At 60.3% G+C, this 18,142-nt stretch carries 17 protein-coding genes and 1 riboswitch; of the genes, 12 read left to right on the top strand and 5 right to left on the bottom strand.

The window, feature by feature from the left end; all coding sequences use genetic code 11:
- Positions 1-84 precede the first annotated feature (84 nt).
- Positions 85-1,710 carry a methyl-accepting chemotaxis protein gene (locus CLU80_RS22135; RefSeq protein ID WP_099758396.1) on the top strand — a complete coding sequence of 542 codons (1,626 nt, stop codon included), beginning with the start codon at positions 85-87 and terminating at the stop codon, positions 1,708-1,710.
- A 274-nt stretch (positions 1,711-1,984) separates the two neighbouring features.
- On the opposite strand, the gene CLU80_RS22140 is transcribed toward CLU80_RS22135, so the two are convergent.
- From CLU80_RS22140 to purM, 3 genes are read right to left on the bottom strand one after another with little or no spacing between them, the layout of a single operon-like run.
- Positions 1,985-2,698 (bottom strand): DUF3108 domain-containing protein, encoded by a 714-nt coding sequence (locus CLU80_RS22140; protein WP_093439984.1) that lies wholly within the window; start codon positions 2,696-2,698, stop codon positions 1,985-1,987.
- Between the two features lie 8 nt (positions 2,699-2,706).
- Positions 2,707-3,357, bottom strand: a complete 651-nt coding sequence (purN, locus tag CLU80_RS22145; RefSeq protein WP_093439988.1) for a phosphoribosylglycinamide formyltransferase — start codon at positions 3,355-3,357, stop codon at positions 2,707-2,709.
- The gene (gene purM / locus CLU80_RS22150; RefSeq protein ID WP_099758397.1) at positions 3,357-4,415 is read right to left on the bottom strand and encodes a phosphoribosylformylglycinamidine cyclo-ligase; all 1,059 of its coding nucleotides are present in this window, start codon (positions 4,413-4,415) and stop codon (positions 3,357-3,359) included. The genes purN and purM overlap by 1 nt, the downstream gene beginning before the upstream one ends.
- Positions 4,416-4,789: 374 nt before the next feature.
- On the opposite strand from purM, the gene CLU80_RS22155 reads away from it, so the two are divergent.
- From CLU80_RS22155 to CLU80_RS22175, 5 genes are all read left to right on the top strand, one after another.
- Positions 4,790-5,842: a DUF2066 domain-containing protein gene (locus CLU80_RS22155; protein ID WP_099758398.1), complete on the top strand. Its 1,053-nt coding sequence runs from the start codon at positions 4,790-4,792 to the stop codon at positions 5,840-5,842.
- A gap of 34 nt (positions 5,843-5,876) precedes the next feature.
- Entirely contained in the window at positions 5,877-6,950 is a 1,074-nt protein-coding gene (locus CLU80_RS22160; protein WP_093440003.1) for an AI-2E family transporter, read from the top strand.
- A 206-nt stretch (positions 6,951-7,156) separates the two neighbouring features.
- Positions 7,157-7,861, top strand: a complete 705-nt coding sequence (gene hda / locus CLU80_RS22165) for a DnaA regulatory inactivator Hda (RefSeq protein WP_007919828.1) — start codon at positions 7,157-7,159, stop codon at positions 7,859-7,861.
- 214 nt (positions 7,862-8,075) lie between these two features.
- Entirely contained in the window at positions 8,076-8,693 is a 618-nt protein-coding gene (locus CLU80_RS22170) for a C40 family peptidase (protein ID WP_007919826.1), read from the top strand.
- A gap of 219 nt (positions 8,694-8,912) precedes the next feature.
- Positions 8,913-9,449 (top strand): C40 family peptidase, encoded by a 537-nt coding sequence (locus CLU80_RS22175; protein ID WP_093440008.1) that lies wholly within the window; start codon positions 8,913-8,915, stop codon positions 9,447-9,449.
- Between the two features lie 134 nt (positions 9,450-9,583).
- Here the strand turns inward: CLU80_RS22175 and CLU80_RS22180 are convergent, their stop codons facing one another.
- On the bottom strand, positions 9,584-10,897 hold the full coding sequence (locus tag CLU80_RS22180) for a PQQ-dependent sugar dehydrogenase (RefSeq protein WP_093440013.1): 1,314 nt from the start codon (positions 10,895-10,897) through the stop codon (positions 9,584-9,586).
- 66 nt (positions 10,898-10,963) lie between these two features.
- On the bottom strand, positions 10,964-11,548 hold the full coding sequence (locus tag CLU80_RS22185) for a hypothetical protein (protein ID WP_077571724.1): 585 nt from the start codon (positions 11,546-11,548) through the stop codon (positions 10,964-10,966).
- Positions 11,549-11,711: 163 nt separating this feature from the next.
- A riboswitch (cobalamin riboswitch) is annotated at positions 11,712-11,941 on the top strand.
- Between the two features lie 81 nt (positions 11,942-12,022).
- On the opposite strand from CLU80_RS22185, the gene cobO reads away from it, so the two are divergent.
- From cobO to CLU80_RS22215, 6 genes are read left to right on the top strand one after another with little or no spacing between them, the layout of a single operon-like run.
- Positions 12,023-12,634, top strand: coding sequence for a cob(I)yrinic acid a,c-diamide adenosyltransferase (cobO, locus tag CLU80_RS22190; protein WP_003223053.1), 612 nt, complete (start codon positions 12,023-12,025; stop codon positions 12,632-12,634).
- A complete protein-coding gene (locus CLU80_RS22195) occupies positions 12,631-14,013 on the top strand; it encodes a cobyrinic acid a,c-diamide synthase CobB (RefSeq protein WP_099758399.1) in 1,383 nt (460 codons plus the stop codon). Before cobO ends, CLU80_RS22195 begins: the two co-directional genes overlap by 4 nt.
- Positions 14,010-14,660 (top strand): 5,6-dimethylbenzimidazole synthase, encoded by a 651-nt coding sequence (gene bluB, locus CLU80_RS22200; protein WP_099758400.1) that lies wholly within the window; start codon positions 14,010-14,012, stop codon positions 14,658-14,660. Before CLU80_RS22195 ends, bluB begins: the two co-directional genes overlap by 4 nt.
- A complete protein-coding gene (gene cbiB / locus CLU80_RS22205) occupies positions 14,657-15,565 on the top strand; it encodes an adenosylcobinamide-phosphate synthase CbiB (RefSeq protein WP_099758401.1) in 909 nt (302 codons plus the stop codon). Before bluB ends, cbiB begins: the two co-directional genes overlap by 4 nt.
- Positions 15,558-16,550 (top strand): threonine-phosphate decarboxylase CobD, encoded by a 993-nt coding sequence (gene cobD, locus CLU80_RS22210; protein ID WP_093440034.1) that lies wholly within the window; start codon positions 15,558-15,560, stop codon positions 16,548-16,550. Before cbiB ends, cobD begins: the two co-directional genes overlap by 8 nt.
- Positions 16,547-17,998, top strand: coding sequence for a cobyric acid synthase (locus CLU80_RS22215; protein WP_099758402.1), 1,452 nt, complete (start codon positions 16,547-16,549; stop codon positions 17,996-17,998). Before cobD ends, CLU80_RS22215 begins: the two co-directional genes overlap by 4 nt.
- Positions 17,999-18,142: the final 144 nt, after the last annotated feature.

Genomic DNA, 18,142 nt, shown 5'->3' on the forward strand with positions numbered 1-18,142 from the left:
CTTACGCAAATTTTCGCCGGGCCGATACCTTCTTAAGCAACCAGCTGCAGGGTTGATGCAGCGCTTTTGGAAGGAACCAGAGCAATGAGTATCCGTAGTCTCAATATTGCCCCGCGCGCCGGCCTCGGTTTTGGCTTGTTGGCGCTGATGGTGTTTGTTCTTGGCGCGTTCGCTTTGCTGCAAATGTCGAACATGCGCGCGCAGTCCGACGAGGTCGATAACAATTGGTTGCCGAGCGTGATGGCGGTCGGCGAGATGAGTCAGGACATGCTGCGCCTGCGAGCGTTGACCATGCGTCTGTTGCTCAATCGTGATCCGCAGGCGCTCGAACAGAACGTTGCCAAACTCAATGAATTGCGCGGTGTGCTCAGTGAAGCCCAGCAGCGATATGACGTGCTGATCGTGTTGCCCGAGGAGCGCAAGCTGTTCGATCGCTTCAAGGTTGCCGAGCACCAGTATCTGGAGTTTCAGGCACAGGTCATGCAGTTGTCGGCGCAGAATCGGGTCGCGGAGGCCGCGACCATTCTCAACGGTCAGATGAGTCCTTTGGCCGACGAAATCGCAGTGCTTTTGCGCGAACTGGTTGAGCTGAATAAACACAATGCCAATCTCGCCACTGAAGCTGCGCGGTTGGTGTTTATGAATTCGCGGGTGTGGGTCGGGGTGATGATTGGCGTGACCACGCTGATCACCATCGGCCTGGCCCTGTTGCTGACCCGCAGCATCGTGTTGCCGCTGGCGCAGTCGTTGGGCGTGGCCGAGGTGGTGGCGGGTGGCGATCTGACCGGCGACATCAACATCAGCGGCAAGGACGAGCCGGCGCGGCTGTTGCAGGCGCTCAAGAGCATGCAGTACAACTTGCGCGAGACGATTCGGCAAATCTCGGAGTCCTCCAGCCAATTGGCCTCGGCGTCAGAGGAGCTGAGTTGCGTCACGGAAGACGCTACGCGCGGTTTGCACCAGCAGAGCCTGGAAATTGAACAGGCGGCCACGGCGGTCAATCAGATGACAGCTGCAGTGGAGGAGGTTGCCAGCAATGCCGTGGCAACGTCAGAAGCGTCGCGGGAATCCGATCGTATTGCCCAGCATGGTCGTGAACAGGTGCATCAAACGGTGTTGTCCATCGAATCGCTTGCCGATGATGTGACGGCCAATGCCAGCCAAGTAGAAGATCTGGCGCAGAAGGTCTATAGCATCAGCAAAGTGCTGGACGTGATCCGTTCGATTGCCGAGCAGACCAATTTGCTGGCGCTGAACGCTGCGATCGAGGCGGCGCGGGCCGGTGATGCCGGGCGTGGGTTTGCTGTGGTGGCGGACGAGGTGCGGGCCTTGGCGCATCGCACCCAGCAGTCGACGCAAGAGATTGAGCAGATGATTGGCGGGATTCAGCAGGGTACCGATTCGGCGGTCAGTTCAATGCAGCAAAGCAATGTACGTGCGCGTTCGACGTTGGAGCTGGCCAAGGCTGCCGGGACTGCACTTGAAGAGATCGCCTCGGCATTCACGCTGATCAACGAGCGCAATCTGGTGATCGCCAGTGCCTCGGAAGAGCAGGCGGCGGTGGCGCGGGAAGTGGATCGCAATCTGATGAATATTCGTGATCTGGCGATGCAGACATCGGCGGGGGCCAATCAGACCAGTGCGGCGAGTCAGGAGCTGTCGCGGTTGGCGGTGGATTTGAACAGCATGGTGGCGAAGTTTTCGGTTTGAGGTTTGCCTTCAAAAGCCCCTCACCCTAGCCCTCTCCCAGGGGGAGAGGGGACTGACCGTGGGAGATTGGCGAGTTGCACCGACCTGATCTTGCTTTGGTGAGTCCATAATCGACTCGGTCTTTCAGGTCGATGTATGGCGCCAGACATCTCGGTCGGCTCCCTCTCCCCCGGGAGAGGGCTGGGGTGAGGGGCGAAGGTGATACAAAAAATAGGGTTGAACGCAGGCAAAAAAAAGCCCCGCATTTCGCGGGGCTTTTTGTTCTTGCGGCAGATCAGCTGCCTTTAACGGCTTTGCCGTTGACGGTGCCGTCCTGGAGCATGATGTTGTACTCCTTGCCGTCGGTTTCAACCTGTTGCAGGCGAACCAGCAGGTAATCCCAATCCTTGGCGAACCAGAGGACGGTGGTGCGCTTGCTTTGTGTCGGGTCGCGTACGCGCTCGACCTTGATCGCATCGATCTTGCCAGCCTTGGTCTCGACTTTCTCCGAGCCCAGAACGCGGAAGTCATAGGTATCGACTTCACCGTCATCGACCACTTGATAGCTCATGGTCTTCTTGCCGGCAGCAACGTCATGTTGCAGTGCCAACTGGTAAGTGGACTTGTCGACCATGCCGCGATTCAGCGGAATCTTCACCGCGTCGCCACGGTCGGTACCGGTGACCATTTTGCTGTTCCAGTCGAAATCCAGATCAGCCTTTTTCGCTTTTCCCAGACCGCCACGTTCAAAATGGTAGGACTGCGGTAGCAGGGTGTCCTTGTCCAGGGTCAGGGTGCTTTCTTCGGTCAGGCTGGCAATCATCATCGAAGCCTTGAAGCTGAGCTTCCAGACGCCGTTGGCTTCCTTGACCAGACTGCGCTCGGCGGTGCCGCTCATGGGCAACTGCTTCCAGTCGGCGGTGTAGCTGGCGGAGAACGGTTGAAGGTCCGCTGCCTGCGCGAAGGGCAGGGCGAGCAGAGCGCAAGCGAAGAGCAGGGCGCGACGCATAAAATCTCCTAGTTTCGAATCAAGTGGCCGCTGGCCGCGAGTAACTGCCCGTCCAGTAAAGCACCGTGTTCACCGAGTGCCAGTCTGCCTTCTGCAAACCAGCGCACTGCCATCGGATAAATCAGGTGTTCCTGAACGTGGACTCGCTGCGCCAGACTCTGCGGCGTGTCGTGCAACTCTACCGGTAATACTGCCTGTACGACCAGAGGTCCGCCATCGAGTTCCTCGGTGACGAAGTGCACGGAGCAGCCGTGCTCAGTGTCACCGGCCTCCAGCGCACGCTGATGAGTGTGTAACCCTTTGTATTTGGGCAGCAGCGACGGGTGGATGTTGAGCAGGCGACCCTGATAGTGGCGAACGAAATCAGCGCTGAGAATGCGCATGAAGCCGGCCAGCACCACAAGTTTCGGTTTGAATTCGTCGATCAGTTCGATCAGGGCAGCATCGAAGGCCTCGCGACCTTCGAATGCCTTGTGATCCAGCGCGCGGGTGGCGATACCCGCAGCACTGGCGCGTTGCAGGCCGTAGGCATCGGCGCGATTGGAAATCACTGCAGCGATGCGGACCGGGCTGTCGCCGGTCCGCGTGCTGTCGATCAGAGCCTGCAAGTTACTGCCGGTGCCGGACAACAGCACCACGACATCACAGGTTGCGGACATTAATGAGCCTTAAGGTTCTGCAGATCAACCTGGGCAGCGCCTTCGGCAGCAGCAGCGATCTGACCGATGACCCAAGGCTGTTCGCCGGCGTCACGCAGGGTTTTCAGGGCTACTTCAACGTGCTCTTGAGCCACGCAGATGACCATGCCAACGCCGCAGTTCAGTACGCGGTGCATTTCGGTTTCGTCAACGTTGCCTTTTTCCTGCAGCCAGTCGAACACGGCAGGGCGAGTCCAGCTAGCCACGTCAACCACCGCCTGAGCGCCTTTTGGCAGTACGCGCGGGATGTTGTCGAGCAGGCCGCCACCGGTGATGTGGGCCATGGCTTTGACGGCGCCGGTGTCTTTGATCAGCTTGAGCAGCGGCTTCACGTAGATGCGGGTCGGGGCCATCAGCAGGTCGGTCAGCGGTTTGCCGTCGAGCTGGATGTTTTCGATGTCGGCACCGGAGACTTCGATGATCTTGCGGATCAGCGAGTAGCCGTTGGAGTGCGGGCCGGACGATGGCAGAGCGATCAGCGCATCACCAGTGGCGACTTTCGAGCCGTCGATGATTTCCGATTTTTCCACGACGCCGACGCAGAAGCCGGCCAGGTCGTAGTCTTCGCCTTCGTACATGCCTGGCATTTCAGCGGTTTCGCCGCCAACCAGCGAGCAACCCGACAGTTCGCAGCCAGCGCCGATGCCGGTTACCACCTGGGCAGCGGTGTCGACATTCAATTTGCCGGTGGCGTAGTAGTCGAGGAAGAACAGTGGCTCAGCGCCGCAAACGACGAGGTCGTTGACGCACATGGCAACCAGGTCGATACCGATGCTGTCGTGCTTGTTCAGGTTCAGCGCCAGACGCAGCTTGGTGCCGACGCCGTCGGTGCCGGAAACCAGAACTGGCTGCTTGTAGCCGGCCGGGATTTCGCAGAGGGCGCCGAAACCGCCCAGGCCGCCCATGACTTCCGGGCGCGCAGTGCGCTTGGCGACGCTCTTGATGCGTTCGACCAATGCTTCACCGGCGTCGATGTCTACACCGGCGTCCTTGTAGCTCAGGGAGGGTTGCTTGCTCATGATCCAGGCCTTTAGGGGAGGGGATTCAGGGGTAACGACCGAGTTCAGCGGGAACGTCGAAATCGAGGGTGGCGATGGCCTCACGCGAGTTTCGAGGTGCCCGGCTGTTGCCGGTCTGCGAAGGCGCGCGATTTTATCAGGCTTGAGGGGCAGCGGCCATCCTCGCACCGACGGGCAGGGCCATATCAGCGGAAATTTTTTGCAATTGAGCCGTATGAACGCCTGTATAAGGTGTGGCGATTAACCGTCTATCGTTATCACTGTGCAAAAACTTACCGCTACCGTGTGAATGTTTTGCGATGGCAGATTGTCACAGCCTTGCTTAACCGGTTCACGCGGCCTGTTCCAGCCGCTCCTGTCGACGGGAATTTTCCATGCGTTTTTGTAAATTGTTGTTTGTGGGTTGTTTGTCTCTGCTCAGCCTGGCGAGTCACGCCGAAAATCTCAAAGGCCTTTATCAAGTGCGTGAGCCGGTCAATGGCCAGGCGCCGGAAGAACGTGATCGCGCCACGCAGGCGGCGCTCGACACGTTGGTGCTGCGTTTGACGGGCGATCCGAAAGCTGCGCAAAACCCGGGGCTGGCGGCGATTCGCAAGGATCCGCAGCAAATTATCAGTCAGTTCGGTTTCGATGCCGGGCCGCCGGAGGTGCTTAAGGTCGATTTCGATCCGGCGACCACCGAGCAGGCGCTGCGTCGGGCCGGCCTGTCGTTGTGGGGCGCCAGTCGGCCGTCGATTCTGAGCTGGTGGCTGAATGATTCGGCCGAAGGTTCTAGCCTGGTCGGTGATGGTCAGGCCGCTGCCGCGCCGTTGCGTACCGCCGCTCAGCATCGCGGCTTGCCATTGCGTTTGCCGTTGGCGGACTTGAGCGAGCAACTGGTTGCCACGGCGCCAGCGCTGGAAGGCACCGATCCGGCACCGTTGCGCGGCGCCTCCGAGCGCTACAACGCTGACGCCTTGCTGGCGGTGCATGCCCGCGAAGAAGGCGGGCAATGGCAGGCCAAGTGGCACTTGTGGCTGGGCGACCAGAAAGAGGCGGGCAGTGTGCAGGGTGCCGATCAGGCCGCTGTCGCTGATGCGGTGATGCTGGCGGTGGCTGAACGTCTGGCGCCACGATTTGTGGCCAAGCCCGGCGCTTCGGGTCAGCAGACCCTGGAAGTCCAAGGCATGAATCTTGAACATTACGCGGCGCTGTTGCGGTTACTCGAGCCGTTTGGCGTGCGTCTGCAAAGTGTTGATGGTGATCGCATCGTTTATCGGGTCAATGGCAGCGCCGATCAAATGCGCGCGCAGTTGTCGCTGGCCAAGTTGCAGGAGTTGCCCGCCGAAGCCCCGGTGGCCGCGCCACAGCCAGTGGCTGGTGGCGCAACACCTGTCGCGGCGCCAGCCCCGACCCCGGCAGCACCGTCGTTGCGGTTTCGCTGGTAAGTCTTTCCTTATATAGAAGCAACAGGAGTGGTACATGGCCGATACGCGGCGTTGGTTCTGGCTCGGTGGGGTAGTCCTGCTTTGCGCGTTTGTGTGGTTGCTGCACCCGATCCTCACGCCGTTTCTGGTGGCGCTGCTACTGGCTTATCTGTTCGATCCGTTGGTGGATCGACTGGAAAAACTCGGGCTGTCGCGAACCTGGGGCGTGATCGCGGTGTTTGCGTTGTTCACGCTGATCGTCACCGCACTGATGCTGGTGCTGGTGCCGATGCTCGCCAAGCAGTTGCTGCGTCTGTACGAACTGGCACCGCAGATGCTCGACTGGTTGCAGCACACAGCTGTGCCGTGGGCGCAGTCGAAGCTGGGGTTGTCGGACGGTTTCTGGAAGTTCGATAAGGTCAAGGCCGCGATCAGCGAGCACATGGGTCAGACCACCGACATTGTCGGCGTGGTGCTGAGTCAGGCAACGGCCTCCAGTCTGGCGCTGATCGGCTGGCTGGCCAATCTGGTGCTGATCCCGGTGGTAAGTTTCTACCTGCTGCGCGACTGGGACGTGATGATGGCCAAGATCCGCAGCCTGTTGCCGCGTGATCGTGAAGAGCGTGTAGTCGCGCTGGCTGGCGAATGTCATGAAGTGCTGGGCGCGTTCGTTCGTGGTCAGTTGCTGGTGATGCTGGCGCTGGGTGTGATTTATGCGGCAGGCCTGATGATTGTCGGTCTGGAACTGGGGCTGTTGATCGGCCTGATCGCAGGGCTGGCGGCGATCGTGCCGTACATGGGCTTCGTGATCGGCATTGGTGCAGCGCTGATTGCCGGGTTGTTCCAGTTCGGTGGTGATCTGTACCCGATGGTCGGGATCGTCGCGGTGTTCATGGTTGGTCAGGCGCTTGAGGGCATGGTGTTGACCCCGTTGCTGGTGGGTGATCGTATTGGTCTGCACCCGGTGGCGGTGATCTTCGCGATTCTGGCTGGCGGCGAGCTGTTCGGTTTCACCGGTGTGCTGTTGGCCTTGCCGGTGGCGGCGGTGATCATGGTGCTGGTGCGTCATGTGCACGACTTGTACAAGGATTCCGAGATCTATAGCGGTGTGGACGAGCCGGAGTTGTAATGGTGCAGGGCGGCCCGGCGATTAGCCGGGTTGGCCCGTGTCCTGCAGGCGCTGGCGCCAAAGAATCTGTCATAAAACCAGCGTGTTAACGCAAACCTTTGATTTTGCTTGGACTCTGTCGCATTGTGCGCTCAGCTTCACGGGTATAAACTTCGCAAACTTTACACAGAGGCCACTAACGGTTCCTTGAGAACTGTTCAGTCAGCATGAAACCGATTCAGCTGCCCCTAGGTGTGCGTCTGCGTGACGACGCCACCTTCATCAACTACTACCCAGGCGCCAATGCCGCTGCACTCGGCTATGTCGAGCGTCTATGCGAAGCCGACGCCGGCTGGACAGAAAGCCTGATCTACCTGTGGGGTAAACACGGCGTAGGGCGGACGCATCTGTTGCAGGCCGCGTGCTTGCGCTTCGAGCAGATGGGTGAACCGGCTGTGTATTTGCCGTTGGCCGAGTTGATGGACCGCGGCGTTGAAATCCTCGACAACCTCGAACAGTACGAACTGGTTTGCCTGGACGACTTGCAGGTGATTGCCGGCAAGGCTGACTGGGAAGAGGCGATGTTTCATCTGTTCAATCGTCTGCGTGACAGCGGTCGGCGCTTGCTGATTGCCGCCTCCACCTCTCCGCGTGAATTGCCGGTCAAACTGGCTGACTTGAAATCCCGCCTGACCCTGGCGCTGATTTTCCAGATGCGTCCGCTCTCCGATGAAGACAAATTACGCGCCTTGCAATTGCGCGCGTCGCGTCGCGGTCTGCACCTGACTGACGAAGTCGGGCATTTTATTTTGACTCGCGGCACTCGCAGCATGAGTGCGCTGTTTGACTTGCTTGAACAGCTCGATCAGGCCTCGTTGCAGGCTCAACGCAAGCTGACCATTCCCTTCCTGAAAGAAACGCTAGGCTGGTAACGGCGCGGCTTTCAGCGTGTTTCGGCATATTTCAGGCGCCAGAAAATCCGCTTTCCTGCGAGGTGCGCAGGCCGCGTATCGGTTCAAATGGGCTTAAGCGCTTAGATGTAAACGAGAAACCGGGAAGTCACAAAAAGATCGATTGAATTTGCAAATGAGGCTGATAGCGGGCATAGTCTCGGCTTCTTTACAACTATCAGCCACGGTCGTGCCCATGCTAAAGCGCTTCGCACCCCTCGTGCCTCTCGCACTCGTCACCCTGTTGTACGGTTGCGCTGCTCATTCTCCAGTTCAAGAGCAGCCTCAACAGGTTAAAAATTCTGCCACGGCTCAGTCTTCCGTTATTTACCAGGAAGAGCTGGACACCGAAAAAGAGCTCAACGAATTCAATGGCAAGAAGCCTTATCAGCTTCCTGTTCTGGCCGACAGCATCCTTGAGCGCGGCATGTCCCTGATCGGTACCCGTTACCGTTTCGGTGGTACCTCTGAAGCCGGTTTCGATTGCAGCGGTTTCATCGGCTATCTGTTCCGCGAAGAAGCTGGCATGAACCTGCCGCGCTCGACCCGCGAAATGATCAACGTCGATGCGCCGCTGGTCTCGCGCAGCAACCTTGAGCCGGGCGATCTGCTGTTCTTCGCCACCAACGGTCGTCGCGGTCGTGTCAGTCACGCCGGGATCTACCTCGGTGACAACCAGTTCATCCACTCCAGCAGTCGTCGCAGCGGCGGTGTTCGCATCGACAGCCTGGGTGACAGCTACTGGAGCAAGACCTTCATCGAAGCGAAACGCGCTCTGGCCAACGCTCCGACTGTAGTCACTGCTCGCAAGTAATCCCCTGTTGTCGCTGCGTTCGCGGCGACAATCAGGCTTCCGGTAACGGAGTAGACGTAGACTTTACAAGGTGAAGTTAAAGTCTTACTTGAAGTTTGCCGCGTAGCCGCTAGAATCCTGTATCTATATTGATGGCAAACCGCCTGCGTGCTCACGCAGGCGGTTTTGTTTTCTGTCCATCGGCAGAAAAAGCCGCAGCCAGATCAGGATGTTCTGCTTATGACGATGTCGGCCCGCCTCACGTTGATGTTCTTCGCAGCGCTGCTCAGCGCCTGCGCCAGTCGTACGCCGCCACCTGCGCCGGTGGTTCGCGCTCCGGTCGTATTCGGTCCTTCGCAAGCTTTCTCGCCGGCTGCTGAAGACGTGTTGTTTCGCGCGCTCGGCCTGGTGGGTACGCCGTATCGCTGGGGCGGCAACACGCCGGATTCGGGATTTGATTGCAGCGGATTGATCGGTTTTGTCTATCGTGATGCGGCGGGGATTTCGCTGCCGCGCTCCACGCGCGAGATGATCGTCATGCAGGCGCCGAATGTCGGCAAGGAAGGCTTGCAGACCGGCGACCTGATCTTCTTCGCCACCAATGGCGGCTCGCAGGTCAGTCATGCAGGGATTTACGTCGGGGAAGGGCGCTTCGTGCATGCGCCGGCCACGGGCGGCACGGTGAAGCTGGACAGCCTGTCGAAGGCGTACTGGCAGAAAGCTTATCTGAGTGCCAAGCGGGTATTGCAGCCGGAGCATCTGGCGCATAACCCGTAATTCAAGTTGCCTAAAAGCTAATGTGTAGGAGTGAGCCTGCTCGCGATGACGGTGTCACATTCAACATCAATGTTGAATGATCGACCGCTATCGCGAGCAGGCTCACTCCTACAGTTGTTTGTGCATGGCGAAAATTATTTGCTGGCCGACACTCGCCACACCTTATTGCCAACATCATCCGCCACCAGCAAACCACCTTGCTGATCGATCACCACGCCTACCGGCCGACCCAAAGCATTCTCGTCCTTGTCGAGGAACCCGGTCAGCACATCCATCGGTTTGCCGCTCGGCTTGCCGCCGGTAAACGGCACGAAAATCACTTTGTAGCCACTGTGCGGTTTGCGATTCCATGAGCCGTGCTGACCAATAAACGCGCCTTCCTTGAACTGCGCCGGCAGCGTGTTGCCCTCGGCGAAGCTCAGGCCCAGTGAGGCGGTGTGCGGCCCGACCGCGTAATCCGGGGCGATGGCTTTGGCCACCAGGTCCGGGTTCTGCGGCGTAACACGCACATCGACATGCTGACCGTAATAACTGAAAGGCCAGCCATAAAACCCACCGTCTTTCACGGAAGTGATGTAGTCCGGCACCAGATCACTGCCGATCTCGTCGCGCTCATTCACCGCTGTCCACAGTGCGCCGCTGGTGGGCTCCCACGCCAGGCCATTGGGGTTGCGGATGCCTGAGGCAAAAATGCGGTGATTGCCGGTCGCCCGATCAACTTCCCAGATCGCCGCGCGACCTTCTTCCTTGTCCAGGCCGTTTTCGCCGACGTTGCTGTTCGAACCTACGGTGACGTACAGCTTGCTGCCGTCTTTGCTGGCAATGACGTTTTTGGTCCAGTGGTGATTCAGTGTCCCGCCCGGCAGATCGGCTACCTTGATTGGCTGCGATTTGATCTCGGTCGCGCCGGGTTCGTAGTTGAAGCGCAGCAGGCGATCGGTATCGGCGACGTACAGATCGTTGCCGACCAGGGTCATGCCGAACGGCGAGTTGAGGTTCTGCAGAAACACCGTGCGGGTCTCGGCGACGCCATCATGATCGGCGTCACGCAGCAAGGTGATGCGGTTCGGACTCGGCACGCCAGCGCCGGCCTTGCCCATGACCTTCTTCATCACCCAGCCACGAATGCCACTGCTGTCATCGGGCTTTGGCGGGGCATTGGTTTCCGCCACGAGCACATCGCCATTGGGTAGCACATAGAGCCAGCGCGGATGATCGAGGCCTTCAGCGAAGGCTGCCACCTGAGTACCGGCCGCCGCAGTCGGTTTGCCGCCCTCGGGCCAGCCGATTGCCGGGGCGATGTTCACCGTTGGGATCAGGGTCTTGTTCGGTTCGGGCAGCTTGGGTGACGGGCCGGTGCCGTCGGTGACTTGCAGGCTGGAGGATTCACCGCAGGCGGCGAGCCCTCCGGCGAAGGCGATGACAAAAACGAGCTGGGGCTTGCGCATTGCTGATCTTCCCTATGAATGCATTCCTAATCATAGAGGAGGGCGCAAGCCCGATGGTTCAACTGCTCAGCCGCGGGCTTCCTTGAACAGCACGGCGATGCCCGGGTGATAGTTGCCGGCTTCGCTGCGCAATTTGCGGTAGGCGTAGGGGAAATACCAGGCGACCGCGCAGGTGTGTTCCTTTTGCAGGTCGTCGACCATGTCTTGCAGTTCTTCGGGGCTGGCGCTGTGCTGGGCTTTCTGCGGCGCGACAAACAGGCAGCCGAGCTTGAGGTCGCTGGCATAGCTGATGCGTTTGGCGTCGTTGGTGATGTCCAGCAGGGCTTGAGTCAGATTCAGGTTGGTAACCTTTGGCCAGCGCTGAGTGGCCTGGATAAAGGCGCGGTCTTCGGCACCGGCGAGAAACAGATCGGCGCGGGCATTGCGCTCGCCTTCTTCGTTCTGCTTGCGCGTGGCAGTGTCGTTCAAAGTGACCAGCTCAGCCATCCAGGCTGCGGCCGAGAGCAATCCGAGATTGGCTTTCTCGTCATGCCAGTAAGGGGTGTCGCTGTCGCCGCGCACGGCGTTGTAGCGGTCGATACAGTCAAACCAGCGTTCAAGCACCGGGCGCAGGAATTCCAGGCGCGGGTTGCTGATGATCATGCCTTGCATCGTCATCATCCTTTATTGTTGTAGTGGGCTTTTCGAGAAAAGCATGGCTCTTTGATATCATTTGTATCAGTGTGGCACAAGATTGGCGGCAGATAAGTGATCGGCGGCAGTTATTCGCCCGATGGCCGCCTCTTTAATTGACGCTCCACCCCCAACCCTCTAACCTTCGCGGCTTGTTTCAGGTGCTCTGTGACCTGCGTCGACAGAGTGAAACAGGGAAGCCGGTGAGGGTTGTCTTCGCACGAAGAACCACCACGATCCCGGCGCTGCCCCCGCAACGGTAAATGAGTGAAAACTGCGCCTTGAGCCACTGCCTCGAAAGAAGCGGGAAGGCGCGCAGTCAGGCATGCGCCGCTCATGAGCCCGGAGACCGGCCTGATCCATCCAGCGGCATCACGGTGGGCGATGCCAGGCTTTTTGCCGTCTATTCTTGTGCCTGCCCGCCGTTATCCAGCCTCAACGGAGAGCTCCCCCATGACTGATTCCCCCGAGCGCGACGAACGCCATCTGGCGCGTATGCAGCGCAAAAAAGCCGTGATCGACGAACGCATCGCCAACTCGCCTGACGAGTGTGGCCTGGTGCTGGTGCTGACCGGCAACGGCAAAGGCAAAAGCAGCTCGGCGTTCGGCATGCTCGCCCGTGCCATGGGCCACGGCATGCAGTGCGGCGTGGTGCAGTTCATCAAGGGCCGTAACAGCACCGGTGAGGAGTTGTTCTTCCGACGCTTCCCCGAGCAAGTGCGCTTCCACGTGATGGGCGAAGGTTTCACTTGGGAAACCCAGGATCGTCAGCGTGACATCGCCGCCGCCGAAGCCGCGTGGGCGGTCTCCCGCGAATTGCTGCGTGATCCGTCGATCGGTCTGGTGGTGCTTGACGAATTGAACATCGCCCTCAAGCACGGCTACCTCGATCTCGATCAGGTGCTCAGCGATCTGCAGGCGCGTCCGCCGATGCAGCATGTGATCGTCACCGGTCGCGCGGCCAAGCCGGAAATGATTGAGATGGGCGACACGGTCACCGAAATGGGCATGCTCAAACATGCCTTCCAGGCCGGCATCAAAGCGCAGAAAGGCGTCGAACTTTGAATCAACCACGTCACTGCCCGGCGGTACTCATCGCCGCGCCGGCCTCCGGTCAGGGCAAGACCACCGTCACCGCCGCGCTCGCCCGTTTGCATCGCAATCAGGGGCGCAAGGTGCGCGTGTTCAAATGCGGGCCGGACTTTCTCGATCCGATGATTCTCGAGCGCGCCAGCGGTGCGCCGGTGTATCAACTGGACATGTGGATGGTCGGCGAGCAGGAAAGTCGTCGTCTGTTGTGGGAAGCCGCCGCCGAGGCGGACCTGATTCTGATTGAAGGTGTGATGGGCCTGTTTGATGGCACACCCTCCAGCGCCGATCTGGCGCGGCATTTTGGTGTACCGGTGCTCGGGGTGATTGACGGCACAGCCATGGCGCAGACTTTTGGCGCGTTGGCGCTGGGTTTGGCGAAATACCAGCCGGACCTGCCGTTTGCCGGCGTGTTGGCCAATCGTGTCGGCACCTTGCGCCATGCGCAGTTGCTCGAAGGTAGCCTCACCGAAGGTCTGCGCTGGTACGGCGCGTTGTCCCGCGAAACCGGTATCGAACTGCCAAGTCGTCATCTCGGCCTGGTCCAGGCCAGTGAATTGAATGATCTGGATGTGCGTCTCGACGCCGCCGCCGACGCATTGGCCAGCAGTTGCGAGGTAGCGCTGCCGCCGGCGGTGGAGTTTGCCGCACCGGACGTGATCGCTGTCGAGCCGTTGCTGAAGAATGTGCGAATTGCCGTCGCCCGTGATGAAGCGTTTGCTTTCACCTACGGCGCGAGTCTCGATCTGTTGCGGGCGATGGGCGCCGAGTTGAGTTTCTTCTCGCCGATCCGCGACTCGCAATTGCCTGAAGCGGACAGCCTGTATTTGCCCGGTGGGTATCCGGAACTGCACCACGTTGCGTTGGCGCAGAACACCGCGATGTGTGCGGCGATTCGCGCGCATCATGCGGCGGGTAAGCCGTTGCTCGCCGAGTGTGGCGGGATGCTGTATCTGCTCGATTCGTTGACTGATGTTGAAGGCTCCCGCGCTGAGTTGGTCGGGCTGCTTAAGGGCGATGCGGTGATGCAGAAGCGTCTGGCGGCGTTGGCGTTGCAAGCGGTGGATCTGCCGGAAGGTTCGTTGCGCGGGCACACATATCATCATTCGTTGACGACTACCGAACTGGCGCCGATTGCGCGGGGTTTGAGTCCGAATGGTGGGCGCGGTGCCGAGGCGGTTTATCGGGAAGGGCGGATGACGGCTTCTTATGTGCACTTCTATTTCCCGTCGAATCCGAGTGCGATTGCCGCATTGTTTGCACCAGACCGTGAGGCCGCTCCCACAGTTGGAACGGTGGTGACTGAAGCAATGCAATCCCCTGTGGGAGCGAGCTTGCTCGCGAAGAGGCCATGACCGACAACACATTCTCCGAAGCCGAGCGCCAATCGGTTTACCGTGTCATTGCCGAACGCCGCGACATGCGCCACTTCACTGGCGGCAGCGTCGAACCGGAGCTGTTGCGCCGACTACTGGAAGCCGCCCACCAGGCCCCAAGCGTCGGCCTGATGCAGCCCTGGCGTTTCATCCGCATCAGCGACCGCAGCCTGCGCGGGCAGATCCAGAATCTGGTGGAAGAAGAACGCATCCGCACAGCCGAAGCCCTCGGCGAGCGCAGTGACGAGTTCATGAAGCTCAAGGTCGAAGGCATCAATGATTGCGCCGAAGTGCTGGTCGCCGCGTTGATGGATGATCGCGAAAAGCACATTTTCGGTCGCCGTACATTGCCGGAAATGGACATGGCCTCGCTGTCCTGCGCGATCCAGAATCTGTGGCTGGCCTCGCGCGCCGAAGGCCTGGGCATGGGCTGGGTCTCGCTGTTCGAGCCGCAAGCGTTGGCGGATCTGCTGAAGCTGCCCGAGGGTGCCAAGCCACTGGCGGTTTTATGCCTGGGGCCGGTCAAGGAATTCTATCCGGCGCCGATGCTGGTACTCGAAGGGTGGGCGCAGGCGCGGCCGCTCAATGAGTTGCTGTACGAAAATTATTGGGGAGTGAGTCAATGAGTGTGGCGTTGTTGAGTGTCGCCGCAGTGGCGCTGGATGCGCTGTTGGGTGAACCGAAACGCTGGCATCCGCTGGTGGCGTTCGGCAATTTCGCCGGGCGCATCGAGCAACGCTTCAACGCTGGTGGCCGGGGTTGGCGCAGCCATGGGGTCACTGCGTGGGTGATCGCGGTGCTGCCGCTGACCTTGCTCGCCACGGCGTTTTCCTGGGCGCCATACGTGGGCTGGGTCGTCGAGATTCTCGCGCTGTATTGCGCCCTCGGCATGCGCAGCCTCGGTGAACATGTCGCGCCGGTCGCCGCCGCGTTGCGCGCGGATGATCTGGACGAGGCGCGCAAGCGTGTCGGCTATCTGGTCAGCCGCCAGACCGATGAACTCGACAGCACCGCCGTCGCCCGCGCCGCCACCGAGTCGGTGCTGGAAAACGGCAGCGATGCGGTGTTTGCCGCGCTGTTCTGGTTTGTCGTGGCGGGTGCGCCGGGCGTGGTCCTCTATCGCTTGAGCAACACGCTCGATGCGATGTGGGGCTATCGCAACGAACGCTTTGAGCGTTTCGGTTGGGCAGCAGCAAAAATCGACGACGTGTTGAACTACATTCCTGCGCGTCTGGTGGCATTGACCTACGCGCTGCTGGGTAAAACCCGACTCGCGCTGAAGTGCTGGCGCGCGCAGGCGCCGAAGTGGGACAGCCCCAACGCTGGCCCGGTGATGGCTGCCGGGGCCGGTGCCTTGGGCGTGGAGCTGGGCGGCCCGGCGATCTATCACGGCGAACTTCACGACCGTCCGCAACTCGGCGAAGGCGCTCCAGCGGATGCCGATTCCATCGACTGTGGCTGGCAATTGGTCCAGCGCGGGGTATGGTTATGGCTGCTGATTCTCTGCGTGGGAGCTGAATTCTATGCTTGAGCACGGTGGCCGGCTGCGCAAGGCTGCACACGATTACGGCATTGCCGAGGCGGACTGGCTCGACCTGTCCAGCGGCCTCGCGCCTTGGCCATTTCCGATCCCGGAAATCCCGCTGCGCGCCTGGGCGCGCTTGCCGGAAACCGATGACGGTCTGGAGCAAGCCGCGTGCGATTACTACGGTGCCGCGCAAGTGCTGCCGGTGGCCGGTTCGCAGATGGCCATCCAGTTGCTGCCGCGTTTGCGCCGGGCCGGCAAGGTCGGCGTGTTGTCGCCGTGTTATGCCGAACACGCCGAAGCGTGGCGGCGCAGTGGTTACATCGTGCGCGAAGTGCTGGAGCAGGAAGTCGAATTCTTTCTCGACAGCCTCGACGTGCTGGTGGTGGTCAACCCGAACAATCCGACCGGCTTGAGCCTGACCCCGGCACGATTGCTCGACTGGCACGCGCGGCTCGCCCGGCGTGGTGGCTGGCTGGTGGTCGATGAAGCCTTCATGGACAACACACCGCAGTTGAGCCTGGCCCCGCATGCCCATCAAGTCGGGCTGATTGTGTTGCGCTCGTTCGGCAAGTTTTTCGGTCTGGCCGGGGTGCGTCTGGGCTTTGTCCTGGCCGAACGCAAGTTGCTCAAACTGCTCGCCGAACAGGTCGGGCCATGGGCGGTGAGCGGGCCAACCCGAGTGCTTGGCCAGGTGTGCCTGCAAGACACCGAAGGCCACACCCGCCAACGCATTCGCAGCGATGAGGCCAGCGAACGATTGGCAACGCTGCTTGAGCGCTACGGCTTCAAGCCCCAGGGCGGTTGCGCGCTGTTCCAGTGGCTGATCACCGAGCATGCCGAAACGCTGCACGCATTCATGGCCCGTCGCGGCATCCTCCTGCGCATATTTACCCACAACAGCAGTCTGCGTTTTGGTCTGCCCGCCGATGCGACTGAAGAGACGCGCCTCGAACAGGCTTTGATAGCCTTCACCAAGGACCACCCATGACCAGCCTGATGGTGCAAGGCACCACTTCCGACGCCGGCAAAAGCACACTGGTGACGGCGTTGTGCCGCTGGGCAACTCGTCAGGGCGTGGCGGTCGTACCGTTCAAGCCGCAGAACATGGCGCTCAACAGTGCCGTGACCGCTGATGGCGGTGAGATTGGCCGCGCGCAAGCGGTGCAGGCGCAAGCCGCTCATCTCGAACCGCACACCGACATGAACCCGGTGCTGCTCAAGCCGAACAGCGACACTGGCGCGCAAGTGATCATCCATGGTCGTGCCGTCACCACGATGAACGCGGTTGCCTACCACGACTACAAAGCCATCGCGATGCAAGCCGTGCTGGCCTCCCATGAACGACTCAGTGCCGCGTATCCGCTGGTGATGGTCGAAGGCGCGGGCTCACCGGCCGAGATCAATCTGCGTGCCGGTGATATCGCCAACATGGGTTTTGCCGAAGCGGTGGATTGCCCGGTGTTGCTGATTGCCGACATCAATCGCGGCGGGGTTTTTGCCCATCTGGTTGGCACCCTTGAGCTGCTGTCACCGAGCGAACAGGCACGGATCAAAGGTTTCATCATCAACCGTTTTCGCGGCGACATCGCTTTGCTGCAACCGGGCCTTGACTGGCTGGAACAGCGCACCGGCAAACCGGTGGTCGGCGTGTTGCCCTACGTGATGGATCTGCATCTGGAGGCCGAGGACGGCATCGATCAGCGCCAGACCGACAAGGCCGAACAAGTGCTGAAAGTGGTGGTGCCGGTGCTGCCGCGCATCAGCAATCACACTGACTTCGATCCGTTGCGCTTGCATCCGCAGGTTGATCTGCAATTCGTCGGCCCGGGGCAGGCGATCCCTGCTGCCGATCTGATCATCCTGCCGGGCTCGAAAAGCGTGCGCAGCGATCTGGCCTATTTGCGTGCCAATGGCTGGGATACCGCGATCAATCGGCATCTGCGTTACGGCGGCAAAGTGCTGGGGATTTGCGGTGGTCTGCAGATGCTCGGTGAGCAGGTGCATGATCCGCTCGGCCTCGAAGGTGCGCCGGGTACGAGTGCCGGTTTGGGTTTGCTGGCGTTCGACACCACGCTTGAAGCCGAGAAGCAGTTGCGCAATGTGCGTGGGCGGCTGGCGCTGGAAAATGCCGAAGTCAGTGGCTATGAAATTCATGCGGGCGTGACCACGGGAGCGGCGCTGGAGAACGCAGCGGTGCATCTTGAAGACGGCCGTTGCGACGGTGCGCAGAGCGCTGATGGGCAGGTGTTTGGCACGTATCTACATGGCTTGTTTGAATCGCCGACGGCGAGTACAGCGTTGCTGCGCTGGGCCGGGTTGAGCGATGTGCAGCAGGTGGATTATCACGGCTTGCGCGAGCGTGATATCGAGCGCTTGGCGGATCTGGTGGAGAAGCATCTGGATACCGGCTTGTTGCGTCAGCTCTGTGGGATTTAAGGTGCTTGTGCTGGCCTCTTCGCGAGCAAGCTCGCTCCCACAGTGAATGCGGTTAACCATACATTTTGAGTACAACTCATAACCCTGTGGGAGCGAGCTTGCTCGCGAAGGGGCCAGTTGCCTCAACCCATAATTCTGTGGATA

Source organism: Pseudomonas sp. 29, assembly GCF_002754355.1.
GTDB lineage: Bacteria > Pseudomonadota > Gammaproteobacteria > Pseudomonadales > Pseudomonadaceae > Aquipseudomonas > Aquipseudomonas neuropathica.

Bases quoted from the DNA above. Each gene is read 5' to 3' on its own strand.
- CLU80_RS22135 (WP_099758396.1), top strand. From the start codon at position 85: ATGAGTATCCGTAGTCTCAATATTGCCCCGCGCGCCGGCCTCGGTTTT.
- CLU80_RS22140 (WP_093439984.1), bottom strand. From the start codon at position 2,698: ATGCGTCGCGCCCTGCTCTTCGCTTGCGCTCTGCTCGCCCTGCCCTTC.
- purN (WP_093439988.1), bottom strand. From the start codon at position 3,357: ATGTCCGCAACCTGTGATGTCGTGGTGCTGTTGTCCGGCACCGGCAGT.
- purM (WP_099758397.1), bottom strand. From the start codon at position 4,415: ATGAGCAAGCAACCCTCCCTGAGCTACAAGGACGCCGGTGTAGACATC.
- CLU80_RS22155 (WP_099758398.1), top strand. From the start codon at position 4,790: ATGCGTTTTTGTAAATTGTTGTTTGTGGGTTGTTTGTCTCTGCTCAGC.
- CLU80_RS22160 (WP_093440003.1), top strand. From the start codon at position 5,877: ATGGCCGATACGCGGCGTTGGTTCTGGCTCGGTGGGGTAGTCCTGCTT.
- hda (WP_007919828.1), top strand. From the start codon at position 7,157: ATGAAACCGATTCAGCTGCCCCTAGGTGTGCGTCTGCGTGACGACGCC.
- CLU80_RS22170 (WP_007919826.1), top strand. From the start codon at position 8,076: ATGCTAAAGCGCTTCGCACCCCTCGTGCCTCTCGCACTCGTCACCCTG.
- CLU80_RS22175 (WP_093440008.1), top strand. From the start codon at position 8,913: ATGACGATGTCGGCCCGCCTCACGTTGATGTTCTTCGCAGCGCTGCTC.
- CLU80_RS22180 (WP_093440013.1), bottom strand. From the start codon at position 10,897: ATGCGCAAGCCCCAGCTCGTTTTTGTCATCGCCTTCGCCGGAGGGCTC.
- CLU80_RS22185 (WP_077571724.1), bottom strand. From the start codon at position 11,548: ATGCAAGGCATGATCATCAGCAACCCGCGCCTGGAATTCCTGCGCCCG.
- cobO (WP_003223053.1), top strand. From the start codon at position 12,023: ATGACTGATTCCCCCGAGCGCGACGAACGCCATCTGGCGCGTATGCAG.
- bluB (WP_099758400.1), top strand. From the start codon at position 14,010: ATGACCGACAACACATTCTCCGAAGCCGAGCGCCAATCGGTTTACCGT.
- cbiB (WP_099758401.1), top strand. From the start codon at position 14,657: ATGAGTGTGGCGTTGTTGAGTGTCGCCGCAGTGGCGCTGGATGCGCTG.
- cobD (WP_093440034.1), top strand. From the start codon at position 15,558: ATGCTTGAGCACGGTGGCCGGCTGCGCAAGGCTGCACACGATTACGGC.
- CLU80_RS22215 (WP_099758402.1), top strand. From the start codon at position 16,547: ATGACCAGCCTGATGGTGCAAGGCACCACTTCCGACGCCGGCAAAAGC.